The sequence below is a fragment of the Variovorax sp. OAS795 genome (genome assembly GCF_040546685.1).
In the GTDB taxonomy this organism is placed as follows: domain Bacteria; phylum Pseudomonadota; class Gammaproteobacteria; order Burkholderiales; family Burkholderiaceae_C; genus Variovorax.
Genome location: NZ_JBEPOH010000001.1, coordinates 2,686,751 through 2,701,954 on the forward strand (window position 1 = coordinate 2,686,751; position 15,204 = coordinate 2,701,954).

The 15,204-nt window shown below is 68.3% G+C and carries 11 protein-coding genes; 10 read left to right on the plus strand and 1 reads right to left on the minus strand.

The features are described 5' to 3' along the window. Window positions 1-9: 9 nt before the first annotated feature. Genes ABID97_RS12955 through ABID97_RS12990 form a run of 8 tightly spaced genes read left to right on the plus strand, consistent with a single transcriptional unit; the run spans window position 10 to window position 12,465 of the window. Complete coding sequence (locus ABID97_RS12955) at window positions 10-3,060, plus strand: type VI secretion system Vgr family protein (RefSeq protein WP_354398871.1); 3,051 nt, start codon at window positions 10-12, stop codon at window positions 3,058-3,060. A gap of 4 nt (window positions 3,061-3,064) precedes the next feature. Further along, the gene (tssI, locus tag ABID97_RS12960) at window positions 3,065-6,295 is read left to right on the plus strand and encodes a type VI secretion system tip protein TssI/VgrG (RefSeq protein WP_354398872.1); all 3,231 of its coding nucleotides are present in this window, start codon (window positions 3,065-3,067) and stop codon (window positions 6,293-6,295) included. A gap of 38 nt (window positions 6,296-6,333) precedes the next feature. Then, window positions 6,334-7,290: a DUF2169 family type VI secretion system accessory protein gene (locus ABID97_RS12965; protein ID WP_354398873.1), complete on the plus strand. Its 957-nt coding sequence runs from the start codon at window positions 6,334-6,336 to the stop codon at window positions 7,288-7,290. Continuing rightward, window positions 7,268-9,415 (plus strand): pentapeptide repeat-containing protein, encoded by a 2,148-nt coding sequence (locus tag ABID97_RS12970; protein WP_354398874.1) that lies wholly within the window; start codon window positions 7,268-7,270, stop codon window positions 9,413-9,415. The genes ABID97_RS12965 and ABID97_RS12970 overlap by 23 nt, the downstream gene beginning before the upstream one ends. Continuing rightward, window positions 9,412-10,509 carry a pentapeptide repeat-containing protein gene (locus ABID97_RS12975; RefSeq protein WP_354398875.1) on the plus strand — a complete coding sequence of 366 codons (1,098 nt, stop codon included), beginning with the start codon at window positions 9,412-9,414 and terminating at the stop codon, window positions 10,507-10,509. Before ABID97_RS12970 ends, ABID97_RS12975 begins: the two co-directional genes overlap by 4 nt. Window positions 10,510-10,519: 10 nt before the next feature. Then, the gene (locus tag ABID97_RS12980) at window positions 10,520-11,233 is read left to right on the plus strand and encodes a DUF3540 domain-containing protein (RefSeq protein WP_354398876.1); all 714 of its coding nucleotides are present in this window, start codon (window positions 10,520-10,522) and stop codon (window positions 11,231-11,233) included. 14 nt (window positions 11,234-11,247) lie between these two features. Continuing rightward, complete coding sequence (locus tag ABID97_RS12985; protein ID WP_354398877.1) at window positions 11,248-11,640, plus strand: DUF4150 domain-containing protein; 393 nt, start codon at window positions 11,248-11,250, stop codon at window positions 11,638-11,640. A gap of 21 nt (window positions 11,641-11,661) precedes the next feature. Continuing rightward, on the plus strand, window positions 11,662-12,465 hold the full coding sequence (locus ABID97_RS12990) for a hypothetical protein (protein ID WP_354398878.1): 804 nt from the start codon (window positions 11,662-11,664) through the stop codon (window positions 12,463-12,465). A gap of 13 nt (window positions 12,466-12,478) precedes the next feature. On the opposite strand, the gene ABID97_RS12995 is transcribed toward ABID97_RS12990, so the two are convergent. After that, window positions 12,479-12,988, minus strand: a complete 510-nt coding sequence (locus ABID97_RS12995; RefSeq protein WP_354398879.1) for a hypothetical protein — start codon at window positions 12,986-12,988, stop codon at window positions 12,479-12,481. Between the two features lie 107 nt (window positions 12,989-13,095). Between ABID97_RS12995 and tssJ the strand changes: the two genes are divergently transcribed. Both tssJ and tssK read left to right on the plus strand, forming a co-directional pair. Beyond that, window positions 13,096-13,797 (plus strand): type VI secretion system lipoprotein TssJ, encoded by a 702-nt coding sequence (gene tssJ, locus ABID97_RS13000; protein WP_354398880.1) that lies wholly within the window; start codon window positions 13,096-13,098, stop codon window positions 13,795-13,797. 16 nt (window positions 13,798-13,813) lie between these two features. Further along, window positions 13,814-15,202 (plus strand): type VI secretion system baseplate subunit TssK, encoded by a 1,389-nt coding sequence (tssK, locus tag ABID97_RS13005; RefSeq protein WP_354398881.1) that lies wholly within the window; start codon window positions 13,814-13,816, stop codon window positions 15,200-15,202. The last annotated feature ends 2 nt before the right edge of the window (window positions 15,203-15,204 follow it).

The following is a 15,204-nucleotide window of genomic DNA, read 5'->3' on the forward strand; positions in this document are numbered from 1 at the left end:
GCCGCATCCATGAGCACTGTCGCCCAACGCCTGCCCGCGGACCGCCGCTTCGAGTTCAGCAGCGACGCCTGCCCGGCCGACACCTTTGCCGTGGTGAGGATGAGTGGCGTCGAAGCGATCTCGAAGCCGTACCGCTTCGAGCTGGTGCTGGTCTCGGACGATGCGGCGATCGACTTCGCGAAGATGGTCGGCTCAGGGGCGCAGCTGCGCATCCTCGCGCCCGACGACCACACGCGCGCCACGCCCTACGCGGGCATGCTGGCCGAGTTCGACCAGCTGCACCAGGCGGGCGGCTTCACCTTCTACCGCGCGGTGCTGGTGCCGCGCCTGTGGCAGCTGTCGCTGTATCGCAACTCGGAGGTCTACCTCAACGAGCAGACGATTCCGGAGATCGTCGAAAGCCTGCTGGTCGGCGCGAGGTTCAGCGCCAGCCGCGACTACACGCTCAAGCTCACCGGCACGTACCGGCCGCACAGCTATGTGTGCCAGTACCAGGAAACGCCGCTCGCCTTCGTCTCGCGCTCGTTCGAGCGCGAAGGCATCTACTACTACTTCGAGCAGGACGGCGGCGTCGACCGGCTGGTGCTGCTCGACGACAAGGTGGCGCAGCCGGCAGAGGCCCTGGCCGTCAATTACCGGCCGGCCGACGAACTCGACGTGGGCCTGGCGCCCGACTCGGTGCAGGCCTTCGTCTGCCGCTCGCGCATGCTGCCCCGCACGCTGGTGCTGCAGGACTACAACCACCGCCGCGCCAACCTCCCGCTCGAGGTCAAGGCCGAAGTGTCGGCCAGCGGCCTGGGCGAGGAGATGCTCTATGGAGAGAACTTCCGCAGTGAAGAAGAAGGGCAGCGCTACGCGACGATCCGCGCCGAGGAATTGCGCTGCGGCGCGCGCGTGTTCAGCGGCGAAGCAACGGCCGTGGGCCTGCGCAGCGGCCATTTCATGGTGCTGTCGCATCACTATCGCGCCGACTTCAATGGCCGCTATCTCGTCACCGAGATCACCCACGAAGGCTCCCAGGCCGGCGCGCTGCTGGACGGCTTGAAAACGCCATTCAACGAGGGCGAGCGCCAGACCACGAGCTATCGCAACAGCTTCGTCGCGCTGCCCGCGGCCACCCAGTTCCGCCCCGCGCGCACCACGCCCAAGCCGCGCGTGTCCGGCACCATGAATGCCACCATCGATGCCGAAGGCAGCGGCGAATACGCCGAGCTCGATGCCTATGGCCAGTACAAGGTGCAGATCCCTTTCGACCGCACCGAGAAGGGCGCCGCCAAGGGATCGAGGCCGATGCGCATGGCCTCGCCCTATGCCGGCAGCGACCATGGCATGCACTTTCCGCTGCACAAGGGGGCGGAGGTGCTGCTGTCGTTCGTCGATGGCGATCCGGACCGCCCGGTGATCCTCGGGGCGGTGCCGAACTCCGACAACCGCAGTGTGGTCGATTCGACGAATCCGCAACTGAGCATGATCCGGACCAAGGGTGGCAACGAGATCGGCTTCGACGACACGCGGGGAAATGAAGGCATCTGGCTGCGTTCGCCGTACCAGGACTCGGCGTTGTTCATCGGTTGCGCGGCCAGCGTGCTGGGCTCGTCCGCGGCGCCGGCTTCTTCCGGCGACAAGGCTGCGAAGGGGGCTGCGCCATCGCCCACGCCGGTCGGCAACATCTTCCAGGCCACCAAGGGCGGCAGCGATACCGTGACCTTCGGCAATGCGAACGTCATGAACTTCGGCAGCAAGAACCTGCTGTCGCTGGGCACCGAGGCGAGCCTGGTGGCCTCGTTGGCCAACAAGGTGACCATGGGTGCATCCCTGAACATCAACATGGCCAACGAGTTCAAGTGGAACATGAATCTCGCGCCGTTTGCGAGCGTAGGCAAGAACGTGACGATCGACGATTCTGATGCGGTGACGTTCAAGAACGCGGTGAGCACCACAGCGCTGAACTCGGTGTCCTTGAGCGCCGGTGTGAGCCGCGGCGCAAGAGCGGACATGTGGTCTCTGCAGACACATCTCAAAATCATGCGAACGCTGGCCGGGGCATTCACGGCGGCCAACTTTGCGCAGTCCGCTGTTTTTGGGATGGCTGTGAACGGCTCGGCCGGGGGCGCCCTCGCGCCCGCTCAGGACGTGAATCAGCACGCGGACGACCAGAAAAGCGGCAAGGATCCCATGCAAGAGACCGGGCTCATGGGATGGCCAGGCGCGCTGGGCAAGTTTGGCGTCGATGCAGTAGTCAATGTCAATGCGCTGCTCAGCTTTCAGCTGTACGCGAAGATGCTGGCTGAGAGGATCCAAGAGATCAAGAACGCTAGCCGCATCACTTTGAATGACGAGGGCATCGACCAGAGATTCGATGAAGGCGGAAATCAGGACGCTCGGTTCCGACTGAGCGGCAAGGGTATCGAAGCAATCAGCGATGGTTTTTCGGTCCAAAGCCGTGGCGTGGCAAGCATCGAAGCCAAAAATTCAATGTCACTGAGTTCGCCAACGGTCGAACTGGGGCGCCGCGGTGACCAAGGCAACCCTGCATTGATCACGATCGACGAGCAGAACAAGACAGTGCGTGCGGAGACCTCGAAGTCTTCGCTGGAACTGAAGGGTGACGCCACCACGCTCATCTCGGGAACGATCAGTGTCGGCCACGGACTCGTGGTGCCTGACCCGCGCGCAGCAATTCTGGGGGCCCAGGAGCTCGCAGCGCAGAAGTTGCTGGACGCCGCGACCCGCGTTGCGGACAGGCTCTTCTCCACCTACGAAAATGCATCGAGCGAGCTTGCCAAAAGCTCGGCACTGGAGGCTTGGTACACCGCTTCGGATACCCAGAAGGCAGAGAGCGACAAGCTGAATTCGATCAAGCTGAAGCGCGCCCAACTCCCTGCGCCGACCGAGTATCTCAACGGCCTGCAGGTGGACGCGGCCGCCACCTCTCTCACCCATGCATCCGGATCGCTCAGTGTCGCGAGTGCCAGCATCGACATGAAGCTCGGCAGCACGGAGCTGAAGCTGGACCCGGTGGGCATGAGTTTTGTCGCCAACCTGATCAGGTTGGGCTGATGCCATGAGCACCATCGCCCAACGCCTTCCCGCCGACCGCCGCTTCGAGTTCAGCAGCCAGGCCTGCCCGAGCGACACCTTCGCCGTGGTCCGCATGAGCGGCTTCGAGGCCATCTCGCGGCCTTACCGCTTCGAGCTGGTGCTGGTCTCGGACGATGCGCGCATCGACCTGGCGCGCGTGCTGGCGGCCAATGCCTTGCTGAAGATCCTCGCACCCAACGACACCCGGCAGGCCACGCCCTATGCCGGCATGCTGGCCGAGTTCGACCAGCTGCACCAGGTGGGCGGCTTCACCTTCTACCGCGCGGTGCTGGTGCCGCGCCTGTGGCAGCTGTCGCTGTACCGCAATTCGGAGGTCTACCTGCACGAGCAGACGATCCCCGAGATCGTCGAAGGCATCCTGAAGGGAGCCCGGCTCAACCCCGCCAACGACTACACGCTCAAGCTCAAGGGCCAGTACCGGCCGCGCAGCTACGTGTGCCAGTACCAGGAGACGCCGCTCGCGTTTGTCTCGCGCTGGCTGGAACGCGAAGGCATCTACTACTACTTCGAGCAGGGCGGCGACGCCGACAAGCTGGTGCTGATCGACGACAAGGTGGCGCAGCCGCCAGCGGCGGTGGCGGTGAACTACCGGCCGGCCGACGAGCTCGACGTGGGGCTAGCACCCGACTCGGTGCAGGGCTTTGTGTGCCGCACGCGGCCGCTGCCGAAAACGCTGGTGCTGCAGGACTACAACCACCGGCGCGCGAGCATGCCGCTGGTGGCGCAGGCCGAGGTGTCGACCAGCGGCATCGGCGAAGAGATGCTCTACGGCGAGAACTTCCGCACCGAGGAAGAGGGCCAGCGCTACGCGTCGATCCGTGCCGAGGAGCTGCGCTGCGGTGGCCGCGCCTTCAGCGGCGAAGCTACGGCGGTTGGCCTGCGCAGTGGTCATTTCATGGAACTGACGCAGCACTACCGCGACGACTTCAACGGCCGCTACCTCGTCACCGAGATCACGCACGAAGGCTCGCAGGCCGGCGCGCTGCTGGCCGGCCTCAAGACGCCGTTCAACGAGCGCGAAGGGCAGACGGCCTATCGCAACAGCTTCGTGGCGCTGCCCGCGGCCACGCAGTTCCGCCCCGCGCGCAGCACGCCCAAGCCGCGCGTCGCAGGCACCATGAGCGCCACCGTGGACGCCGAGGGATCGGGCGAGTACGCGGAGCTCGACGAGCACGGCCAGTACAAGGTCCAGATCCCGTTCGACCGCACCGAGAAGGGTGCGGCCAAAGGCTCCGCGCCGGTGCGCATGGCCTCGCCGTATGCGGGCAGCGAGCACGGCATGCACTTTCCGCTGCACAAGGGCACCGAGGTGCTGCTGTCCTTTGCCGATGGCGATCCGGACCAGCCGGTGATCCTCGGGGCGGTGCCCAACTCGGTCACGCCGAACGTCGTCGATCAGCGCAACCCGCACGACAACCTGATCAGCACCAAGGGCGGCAACCAGATGCTCATGGCCGACACCAAGGGCAAGGAGGTGATCTGGCTCAACTCTCCGTTCCACAAGAGCAGCATCGGCATCGGCTCGGTGCATCCGGAGGGGGGCGGCAGCATCTACGAGGCGACCACCGGGGGCAAGGACTCGGTGTCCTTCGGGCACAGCAACTCGATGAGCTTCGGGACCTCGAATGCATTGTCCCTGGGCACCAAGGCCTCCATCAGCGCGGCCTTCACCAACGACGTGTCGGTAGGCACCAAGATCGGGATCGACCTCTCCTCCAGTGTCGCCTGGAAGGCGAACCTGGGCCAGTTGGGGAGCTGGTCCGACGGACTGATGAACGTCTCGATCGATGATTCGAGCAGCGTCAAGCTTTCGCGTTCGTTCGGTGGATCTTCGAGCGGCACCGCGACCATCTCCGCTGGCGCGGTGGCATCGGAGGTGTCTGCGATCAAGCTCGAGACTTCCTTGAAGTGGATGAGAGGATTGATCTCGGCCTACACGGCAGTGAATTTCACCCAGTCCACCTTGTTCGGAATGGCCGTGAACGCCAGCGACAACGGTGCATTGCTGGAAGACAAGGCGATCGACCAGAAGGGCGCCAAGAGCAAGCAGGACGACGCCGATCTGAAGTTCGCGGCCGACGAGGCCGAGCTGAAGAAGCAGGAGAAAGCGGCGCTGGAGAAAAAGGAGCCGCCGGCCGAGTACAAGACCGATGAAGAGAAAGCGGCATGGAGACGGCGCGAGGAAAAGGCGATCGACGACAAGTTCAAGAACAGGGCCGCGGCGCAGGCCGCTCCCTCGAATCCTGATCGCAAGACCCTGCAGGGATGGCCCGGCATCATCACGAAGTTCGGCTTCGATGCCATCTCCAATGTGGCCGTGATGGCTGCCTTCCAGGTCTATGCGCGAAAGATTGCGAAGCTGATCAAGCAGCTCAAGGTGGTCAGCGAAATGACCTTGGGCGAAACGGGCATCGTGCAGTCGGTCAATGGCGAAAGCGCGCCGCCGGTGCCGGCTTCCCTGGTTCGCTCCGAAGTGCGGATGAGCCCGACCAGCGGCATCGAGTTGAAGGCCGGCTCGCGTGCCTCATGGCGCCAAGCGTGGGCCGAGGGCTACATCGACCTGGACGCCTGGTCGCATATTTTCAGGGGACGCGACGTGATGAGCATGGATGCGCCCTTTGGCGCCATGCGCGACAGCGGCACGCAGGTGGGCATGGCGTACTCCGGCGCCGATGACAAGAGCGTCTTCGGCTCATCGGCTTCCAAGCTGGTGGCCGATGCGCAATCGCTCCAGCTTGCGGCACCTACGATCGAGATCGGGCCCAGGACGCTGATGAATCCGCAGCGCCTTGCGGCCCAGGCCGGGCTGGATGCGGCGATGTTGTCGTTGACAGGGGCGGGTGCGAGCGTGGTGGCAGCCGAGCAAGCGCTCAAGACTGCCAAGGATCTGGATGCCGACGCGCTCGTGCTCGATCCGCTGGAGGCCACCCTGGCGACGAACCGGGCTTTGGAAGTGGTTGCCAGGGACTTGGTGAAGCAGCAGAGCGCGGCATTGGCCAAGGCCGAAGCGAAGGTCGCGCTGTCGCCGATGGCCAGCGGAATCACGATCGACAACCAGCTCATTTCGTTGACACAGGGGACAGTCGGCATGCAGATCAGCAGCCAGGGCATTTCGCTCAGCGTGAACACGGCCGTGGCGGATTTCAAGGCGATCTCGACCCGCATCAACAGCAACCTGATCAAGCTCGGCTGACGCATGGACCCGCATCGCCTCATGAAAAACAACGGTCCATGAAAATCCTCAAACCCGACAACATGGCCGTCGTGCATCGCGCACTGCGCCTGCAGGGCCACGATCGCCTTTGCGTGGGCCTGGTCGCGCTGTTCCCGCTGGCGTCGCCGGGCCTCGATGCATTGCGCCCCGAAACCGAACTCTGGCAGCGCCTGCCGCAGGTGCCCGGCGCGCCGGCGGTGCTCGACGAGGGCTATCCCAAGCCACAGGCCGAGTTCCTGCTGTATGGCGAGGCCTGTGCGCCGGGCGGGAAAGCGGTGGGCGAGCTCGCGGTGCGCGCCCGCGTGGGTAGCCTCGACAAGCCCTTGATCGTGCATGGCGACCGGCGCTGGAGCGCGCTCGGCACGCTGTCGTCCGCCGCGCCTTTCACGCGCATGCCGATCGTGCCGGCCACCGCCTTCGGCGGGCCGGGCGATGCGGTGAATCCGCTCGGCAAGGCCGCGCCGGCGCTGCCCAATGTCGAAGACCCGCGCCAGCCGATCACCTTCAAGGACGACCATCCGGCACCGGCCGGCTACTGGGGCGTCGACAGCAGCGCGCCGCAGCGCCAGAGCCATCTGGGCGCCGTCGGCAAACCGTGGCTTCAGAAGACCTGGCCGCACCTGCCCGAAGACACGGCCGGCGGCTACTTCCAGAGCGCGCCGCCGGACCAGCGCATGGCCGGCTTCTTCGTGGGCAACGAGGCCATCGAGCTGAGCCACCTGCATCCTGAGCAGCCACGCATCGAGAGCGCGCTGCCTGCGTTGCGCGGCCGCTGCTTCGCGCTGCGCGGCAAGGGCGCCGACGCGGTGTTCAAGGAAATCGAGACCCGTGCCGAGACGGTCTGGCTGATGCCGGGCCTGGGCCTGGGCGCCGTGCTGTACCGCGGCACGCTCGACGTGGACGACGAAGAGGCGCAGAACGTTGCCTGCGTGGTCGCGGACTGGGAGCCGGATGCGCGATGCGCCGCTGCCTGAAGCCCACTATCGCGACCAGCTTCCGGCCCCGACGCCGGCACCGGGAGGGGCGGGGGCAGCAGCGGCAGCCGCCGCCGCGGCAGCCAAGGCAGCCGGACCGGCAGCGGCAGCGGCAGGTGTCGTTGCCGCTGCTGCCGGCATGCCCGCGGCCGCAGCGTCGGCCGCTGCCGCTGGCGCGTCCGCCAGTGTTGCGGGCATGGTCGGCCATGCAGCGGTTTCGGCTGGCGCTTCGGCGCTCGCGAGCGCGGCCGTGAAGGCTGCTGCCGATCACCGCGCCGCGAAGGCGCACGACGCGAACACCGCGGCACCGCCAGCCGGCGCCCTGGACATTTCGGCACCGCCGGGGCGAGCGCCAAAGCCGCAAGCCGCCGACGCACTGCCTTCAGCGGACCCGCAGCTGGCGGAGATCCAGCGCATGACCGCGCAGATGAATGCGCAGACCGAACGCCTGCTGGCCGAACACGGGATCCCGCGTTCGCAGATCGACGCCATGATGCAGCCGCCGCCGCAGCGCGAGGTGTCGCTGGCCGAGATCGAGGCCATGACGAAGAAGATGGAGGCGGAGCATGCGGCGCTGCTGGCCCAGAACGGCCTCACCCAGGCCGACGTGGACGGCTACATCCGATCGCGGCAGGGCGAGACGGCGCCGGCCGACGTGAGCCTGGCGGACATCGAGGCACAGACGCAGCAGATGCGCTTGCAGACCGAGCAGTTGATGCGCGAGAACGGCATCGACCACAACGACGTGGCGGACTACCTCCAAAGCCGCGGCGCCAGCGACGAAGCGGTGCAACTGATGCGGCAGTTTCCGGCGCTGGCGGCACCGGTTTCCAGCTTGGCTCCCGCGTCGCGGACCGCCTCGCCGCCGGCCGCTGCCAGCGCTGCCCCGGCCCACGCATCGAACACCAAGGGCATTGCCAGCGCGGCAGCTTCATCGCTCGCGGGGTCCGCCGCCACGTCGGTGCTTGGACCGGCAGCCTCGGCGCTGCTCGCGTCGGCCGGTGGTGCGGGACCGGTCGTTGCGTCGGCTGCGGGCGCAGCGTCGGCAGCCGCAGGCGCCGCCGCAGCAGCAGGCCCGGCGGCGGCAGCAGCCGCGGCAGCGCCGGCCCCGCATCCGCCCACCAACCGCGAGGAAGTGATCGCCTGGCAGGCCCAGGGCCGGAGCTTTGCGGGACTCAAGCTCGACGGCCTGGACCTCAGCGATCTCGATCTGCCCAACGCCGACTTCAGCGCCGCGACCCTCGAGAAGACACGCTTCGACCGCAGCCGCCTGGCCGGCACCCGCTTCGACAAGGCGATCCTGCAAGGGGCGAGCTTTGCGGGCGCCGACGCGACCAAGGCCAGCTTCCAGTCGGTGCGCGCGGCCGGCAGCCAACTCGCCGGCGCCACGCTCACGGGCGCCAACCTGGGCGCGGCGGATTTCAGCCGCAGCGATTTCTCGGCCGCCAACCTGCAGGAGGCCCAGTGCGCGCGGACCGACTTCAGTGGCAGCCAGATGTCGAAGCTGCGTGGTGCAAAGCTGCGGGCCGAGCGCGCGAACTTCAGCGAATGTGCGCTGGAGGCGGCCGACCTGCAGGGCGCGACCCTGACCGCGGCGCGCTTCGACCTCGCGCGCATCGGCAAGGCGTTGCTCGGCTCGGTCGATGCCGAGCGCTCGGAGTGGTACCAGGCCGACGCGCGGCAGGCGGACCTCGCGGGCGCGAACCTGCGTGGCGCGCGGGCCGGTGCAGGCACCGTGTTCGCGGGCGCGAACCTGCGCGGTGCCCATCTCGATGGCGCGGCCTGGAGCGATGGCGTCGACCTTCAGGGCGCGGCCATGCAGTCGGCCTCGCTGGAGCGTGCCGACCTGGGCGGCGCGCAGGCGGCCGGCCTCATGCTGGCGGGCGCCAGCGCCAGGAGCGCGAATTTCTCGCGCGCCGCGCTCGGCGGCGCCGACGCATCGGGTGCCAACCTGATGGGCGCTTCGCTGCGCCTTGCGCAACTTGCCGGCGCGCGGCTGGCGGGTGCGAACCTGCATGCCAGCGACTGCTACGGCTCCGACATCGTGCAGGCCCACACCATGGGCGCGCTAACCACAGGCACGCTGATGCAGATCCCGGGCCGGCCCGAGGCGGTGAAGGCATGAGCATGGACGGACCAGCGACCTTCACGGATGCCGATGCCGCGCTCGCCGCGATCGCGCAGGGTGGCCGCCGGCTTGCCGATGCCCGCGTGGCCGGCCTCGACTTCGGCGGGCGCGATCTTTCGAAAGTGCATTGGCGCAACGTGGACCTGGCGAAGGCGCGGCTGGAAGGCGCCAACCTCGAAGGCGCCGTGTTCGAGCGCTGCAGCCTGCCCGCCGCCGTGCTCGCCGGCGCGAATCTCACGGCAACCCAGTGGCAGGCCTGCGACCTGCAAGGCGCCGTGCTGCGCACCGCGCACGGCAGTCGCATCTCGATGAGCGAGTGCAGCCTGCGCAGCGCCGATGCCGCGGGCGCGCAGTGGACGCACGCCATGTTCGACCAGTGCGACCTGTCGGCCGCCAACTTTGCCGATGCCGCGCTGCTGCAAAGCGATGCACACCAGTGCCGTTTCGAAGGCACCGACTTCAGCCGCGCCGTGCTGCAGCGCTTCACGGCCATGGATGCCGAGCTGGGCGCCGCGCGCTTCGATGCCACCGACCTCACGCAGGCTTACCTCGCGGGCGCCAGGCTCGCAGGCCAGCGGCTGGGCAATTGCGTGCTGCGCATGGCGCAGTTCAACCGCGCCGATCTTTCCGGCGCCGACTTTTCGAAGGCGCAGCTGGAACAGGCCCAGTTCCAGCACGCCACGCTCGAAGGCGCGGTGTTCAGCGGCGCTGCCGGCCTGCACGTGCGCTTCGGCGATGCCCGCATGGCGCGCGCGTTGCTGGACGACGCCAGCTTCGAGATGTCGGACTTCGCGCGTGCCGACCTTGCGGGCGCGCGGCTCACGCAACTGCGCGCGTCCCGGTCGAATTTCTCCGGCGCCCGCTGCCAGGCCGCGCAGATGACGCGTGCCGTGTTCGTCCACAGCGACTTCTCCAACGCCGATCTTTCCGGCGCCGACTGCAGCCATGCCGACTTCAGCGGCGCGAACCTGCATCGCGTGGCCGAGCGCGGCACAAACTGGACCGACGCCGTGCGCCGCGGCAGCTACGGCACCGATGCCGAACGCGCGCGCGCCGAAGACTGGCGCCCGGCGCCGGCCACCCTTTCCTGAGAGCCCACCCATGTCAAGCAACGATCCTTCCCTTGCAGCCTTCGTGCCCGGCGGCGCGCCGTCCGCGCCGCGCCTCATCACCGGCACGGTCTGCGGCCGTGCCGGTGCGTGGCTGTTCGTGCACAGCAGCGAAGGCGAGCAGCGCGCACAGGTCGCGCCCAGCTGCCTGCTGGCGCCTGAAGACGGCGACGTGGTGCTGCTGTGCCTCGCGCCCGGCATGCCGTCGGCCGAGCCGCGTGAAGGCGCCATGCGCACGCTGCCTTGCCATCAACACATCCTGGCCGTTCTCTCGCGCGCCGAAGCGGCAGCGGCGACGGTGCAGCTGCCCGGTGGCGCCCGGCTCGTCGCGCAGGACGGAAGCCTGCGCATCGAAGGGCGGCAAGTCGAGATCGCGGCCTCGGCCGGGCTGTCTGCACGCACGCCGCAGCTCACGCTGGAGGCGGTTCGCGGCGACCTTCGCTTCGGCCACGCGAACGCGTCGGCCGGCAGCTTCACGGGCGTCATCGGCGAGTTGCAGCTGTTCGCGCGCAACCTCAGTTCGCAGGTCGGCCGCCTGGTGCAGAAGGCGCGCAGCAGTTTCCGCACGGTCGAAGAGCTCGACGACCTGCACGCCGGCCGCACGCGCTGGGAGGTCGAGGGCCACGCCCAGCTGCATGCGCGCCAGGCCACGGTGCTGGCCGAAGGCACCGTGAAGATCGACGGCCAGCGCATCGACCTGGGCTGAGGAGAAGCAAAAAAATGTTCGCAGTCACCCTTGCCGGCGGCCAGTGCATGGCCACGCCCGACATCTGCAACGTGCCCACGCCCGCGGGGCCGGTGCCCACGCCCTTTCCCAACATCGGCATGCCGCCCATGGGCGATTCGCCGACCACCAAGGTGCTGGTCTCGGGCATGCCCGCGCTGACCAAGGCCTCGAAGATTCCGCTGACCAACGGCGACCAGGTCGGCGCCAGCGGCGGCGTGGTGTCCGGAAAGATCATGGGCGAGGTCGAGTTCATCGCCGGCAGCGCCAAGGTGAAGTTCGAGGGCAATCCCGCCGTCCGGCTCTCGACGCCCACCAAGCAGAACGCGGGCAATGCGATGGGCGCGGTGCTCGCGCCGAGCCAGTCGAAAGTGATGATCCTGAGCTGATCCTGCGGAGACAACACAACCATGAAAACCATTGCAGTCACCGCGCTTTCGGCCGACGACGCACGCCTGGCCGCGCTGGGCGCCACGCTCGGGCGCTATGGCCTGCGTGCCGCGGGCGGCGTCTGGGAGACCACGGCCGAGAAGGTCGTGACCCTCGACTGGCGGCCGATGGCCGATGCCTTCGTCGCGCAGGGCGCGTCGTTCTGGCTGGTTGCCGCCGACGACAAGGCCATGGCCGACCCGGCGGTCCGCTACGGCTTGAACCTGATGGCCTCGAGCCTGCGCGCTGCGCTGGGCGCGGACCTGCCGGTCGCGGTGCTCTGGTCCGGCGCGCCCGGCCCGGAGCGTCCGGCGTTGCCGGCACAGCTGCGCGATGCGCTGGTGTTCGAGGCCGGCGACGCCTGGGCCGCCAAGGTGGTCGCGCGCGTGCACCGTGCGCGCGCCTCGGACGGACTGCAGCCGGACCGCGTCTCGGTGCATGGCAACGAGCAGCTCGGCCAGTGGATCGAGCTCGCGCCGGCCGAAGGCGCATGGCCGGGGTTGATGTTCGCGGTGGCGGGCGAGGGCGCGTCGATCGACTTCCAGGCCACCGGCCCGGGCGGCGGCTTGCCGGAGAAATCCGTGATCGCCTATGGGCAGTCGGGCCTGAAGCTGGAGAGCGCGGGCCGCGAGTTCACGGGCTGGGCGCTGCGCAACACGGTGGGCGCCACCGACGCGGGCCCCGTCTCGTACTACGCGCGGGTGCGCGGCCGGCCCGAGGCGCTCTTGTGGATGCCCTACACGGAGGAAGACGATGCCCAGGCAACGCTGCTCGCGCTCGACTGAACGCGCCCCCCGTTCAGGGCAGCTCGGCGCGACCGAGCACGCGTCCCGTGCCGTCCACGCGCACGGCGCTGCCCGGGTCGTAGTCGAGGTCGACCATGTAGAGCTCGCCTTCGAAGCGATAGGCGATGCGGTAGTGCGCGAGGTCGTAGCGCCGGACGGCCACCTTGTCGCAGGCGATCTCGGGCACGAACACCGGCGGGGGCATCTCGACGTCGTTCCTGGATGGCGCGGACGAGAACATGCGCGACCACAGCGACCTGGGCGGGGGCGGTGCAATCGCTTCGCCGCAGCGATCCTGCGCGATGCTTTCGACCGGCTGCGTGCGGTAGACCTCGAGCACGGTCGCGACCGTGACGGGGTCGACGATTTCCGGCGCGCTCGCGCGCGCGGCCACCTCGGGCTGGGCGGCCGGTGGCGGGAGGCTTTGCGGCTTTTGGGCGCAGCCCGCGACGATCAGCGCCGCGCAGGCGGCAGCCGCGGCGGCCCCGGCGCGGGAGGCAAGGCAGGCGAAGTGTGGGGGCATGGACTGCGGAGGCGGAAGGTGCCCGCCATGGTAGAGGCTCGCGCAGCCTTGCGCCACCGCGCGCGGCGCCTGCCATGTTTCATACGCAACATGAGGAGCGCGCCGCGATGAGCTACGCCTGGCCACTCTCCGCACGCTGGTGCCTGCCGCTGTGCGCGCTTGCCGTCGTGCTGCTGCAAGGCTGCGCCGCGGCCAATTCGGCCATGGGCGGCAACACCGTCAAGCAGGCGCGGGCCGAAGTCGCCTGGGACGGCGGCAAGGACGGCGTGCTGCTCGAGATCACCGCGGCAACCGATCTCAACCTCTACCAGAACCTGCCGCACACACTGCTGCTCACGGTGTTCCAGATGAGCGACTCGGCCGCGTTCCAGAAGCTCGTGGCCGACCCGCAGCAGATGGCCCGTGCGCTGGAAACGGGGCAGGCCGGCCCGGCCTTCCTGCAGCTGAGCCGCTACGTGGTGTCGCCGGGCCGCCGCACGCTGCTGGCGCTCGATCGCGTGCAGCAGGGCCGCTATGTCGGCATCGTGGCGGGCTACTACCAGCTCGACGCCGAAGGCACCGCGCGGCTCTTCGAGGTGCCGCTGTCGGTCGACAGCAAGGGCTGGTTCTCGACCACCTACAGCGCCGAGCCCGTGCAGCTCGCGGTGCGCCTGCAATTGGGCGCGCAGTCGATCGTGGACGCGCGCAGCCTCAACACCTACCCGGTGCCCAAGAAGGACATGGCGTGGATTCCGCTCGATGGCGGGGGCCGCGAGATCGACCTTTCACCCAAGACGGGCGACGCCGATCCGGCGGCCCGCAAACTCTGAGCAGGCACTGAAAAAAATGAACGAAAAAGCCGGCATCTACTGGCAGCAGGGCATGTTCCTGCAGCCGCAGCATTTCCAGCAGTCCGACCTGCACCAGCAGTTCCAGCGCAAGCCGGCGCTGGAGAACCTGCAGCCGCATTTCTGGGGCGTGGGCGAGCTGGCGCTTTCAAGTGGGGCCGTCGCCAACATGCGCATCGAGGTCCAGTCGGCGCGGGTGCTGTTCCAGGACCGCTCGTACGTCGAGTACCCGGGCAACGCGGTGATCGCGGGACGGGCCTTCACCGCGGACATGGTCGAGGGCGACAGGCCGGTGACGGTCTACCTCGGGCTTCGCCGCCTGCATGCGACCGACTCCAACGTGAGCACGGTGGGCGAACTGAGCGAGGCCGCGCTGGCGTCCACGCGCTATGCGACCACCTACGCGGCAGAGGAAGTGCCCGACCTCTACTCCAACGCGCCGCCCGCGCAGGTGCGCTCGCTGATGTTCGTGGCGCGCATCTTCTTCGAGAGCGAGCTCGAGAGCCTGCAGGACTACGAACTGGTGCCGATCGCCTGCCTCGTGCGCGACGGCAGCCTGATCCGGCTGGTCGACGACTTCGTGCCGCCTTGCTACGCCTTGTCGGGTTCGCAGGCGCTGCAGCAGCAGATCCGCGACGTGCGCGACGAGCTCGCGGGCCGGGCCCGGCAGCTGCAGGCCTACAAGCGCGCGGGCGACATGCAGCTCGGCGGCCTCGATACGACCGACCTCGTGTTCCTGCTGGGCCTGCGCACCATGAACCGCTTCAGCCCGCAGCTGCAGCACCTGAGCGAGGACGACAACCTGCACCCGTGGGCGGTCTATGGCGTGTTGCGCCAGCTGGTGGGCGAGCTGAGCTCGTTCTCGGACCGCTTCAACATGTTCGGCGAGGCCGACGACGGGACGCCCGGCGTGCCGCCCTACGACCACCGGCAGATCGGCCGCTGCTTCGCGCGGGCGCATGCGCTCATCAGCTACATGCTCAACGAGATCACCGTGGGCGCCGAGTTCATCGTGCAGCTCAAGCCGGAGGGCCAGTTCCAGGTCGGCGAGCTTCCCAAGCGGCTGTTCAGCGAGCACAACCGCTTCTACCTGCTGATCCACAGCGAAGCCAGCCGCGAAGCCATTGCGCAAGGCGTGACGCGGGATGCGCGCCTGGGCCCCACCGGCGAGATGGCCAAGCTGCTGTCGCTGGCGCTGCCGGGGCTCGAGCTGATCCACCTGCCGGTGGCGCCGCAGGGCCTGCCCAAGCGCCCGAACTCGCACTACTTCCGCATCGAGCAGATCAGCCGGCAGTGGGAGTCGATCACGCGCGACGGGCTGGTGGCGCTGTTCTGGATCGACGCCCCCGCCGATCTGCGCGCCGAGATCGCCGTGGTGCGGAGATAGGC

Coding starts and splice junctions, on each gene's coding strand:
- ABID97_RS12955 (WP_354398871.1), top strand. CDS start 10: ATGAGCACTGTCGCCCAACGCCTGCCCGCGGACCGCCGCTTCGAGTTC.
- tssI (WP_354398872.1), top strand. CDS start 3,065: ATGAGCACCATCGCCCAACGCCTTCCCGCCGACCGCCGCTTCGAGTTC.
- ABID97_RS12965 (WP_354398873.1), top strand. CDS start 6,334: ATGAAAATCCTCAAACCCGACAACATGGCCGTCGTGCATCGCGCACTG.
- ABID97_RS12970 (WP_354398874.1), top strand. CDS start 7,268: ATGCGCGATGCGCCGCTGCCTGAAGCCCACTATCGCGACCAGCTTCCG.
- ABID97_RS12975 (WP_354398875.1), top strand. CDS start 9,412: ATGAGCATGGACGGACCAGCGACCTTCACGGATGCCGATGCCGCGCTC.
- ABID97_RS12980 (WP_354398876.1), top strand. CDS start 10,520: ATGTCAAGCAACGATCCTTCCCTTGCAGCCTTCGTGCCCGGCGGCGCG.
- ABID97_RS12985 (WP_354398877.1), top strand. CDS start 11,248: ATGTTCGCAGTCACCCTTGCCGGCGGCCAGTGCATGGCCACGCCCGAC.
- ABID97_RS12990 (WP_354398878.1), top strand. CDS start 11,662: ATGAAAACCATTGCAGTCACCGCGCTTTCGGCCGACGACGCACGCCTG.
- ABID97_RS12995 (WP_354398879.1), bottom strand. CDS start 12,988: ATGCCCCCACACTTCGCCTGCCTTGCCTCCCGCGCCGGGGCCGCCGCG.
- tssJ (WP_354398880.1), top strand. CDS start 13,096: ATGAGCTACGCCTGGCCACTCTCCGCACGCTGGTGCCTGCCGCTGTGC.
- tssK (WP_354398881.1), top strand. CDS start 13,814: ATGAACGAAAAAGCCGGCATCTACTGGCAGCAGGGCATGTTCCTGCAG.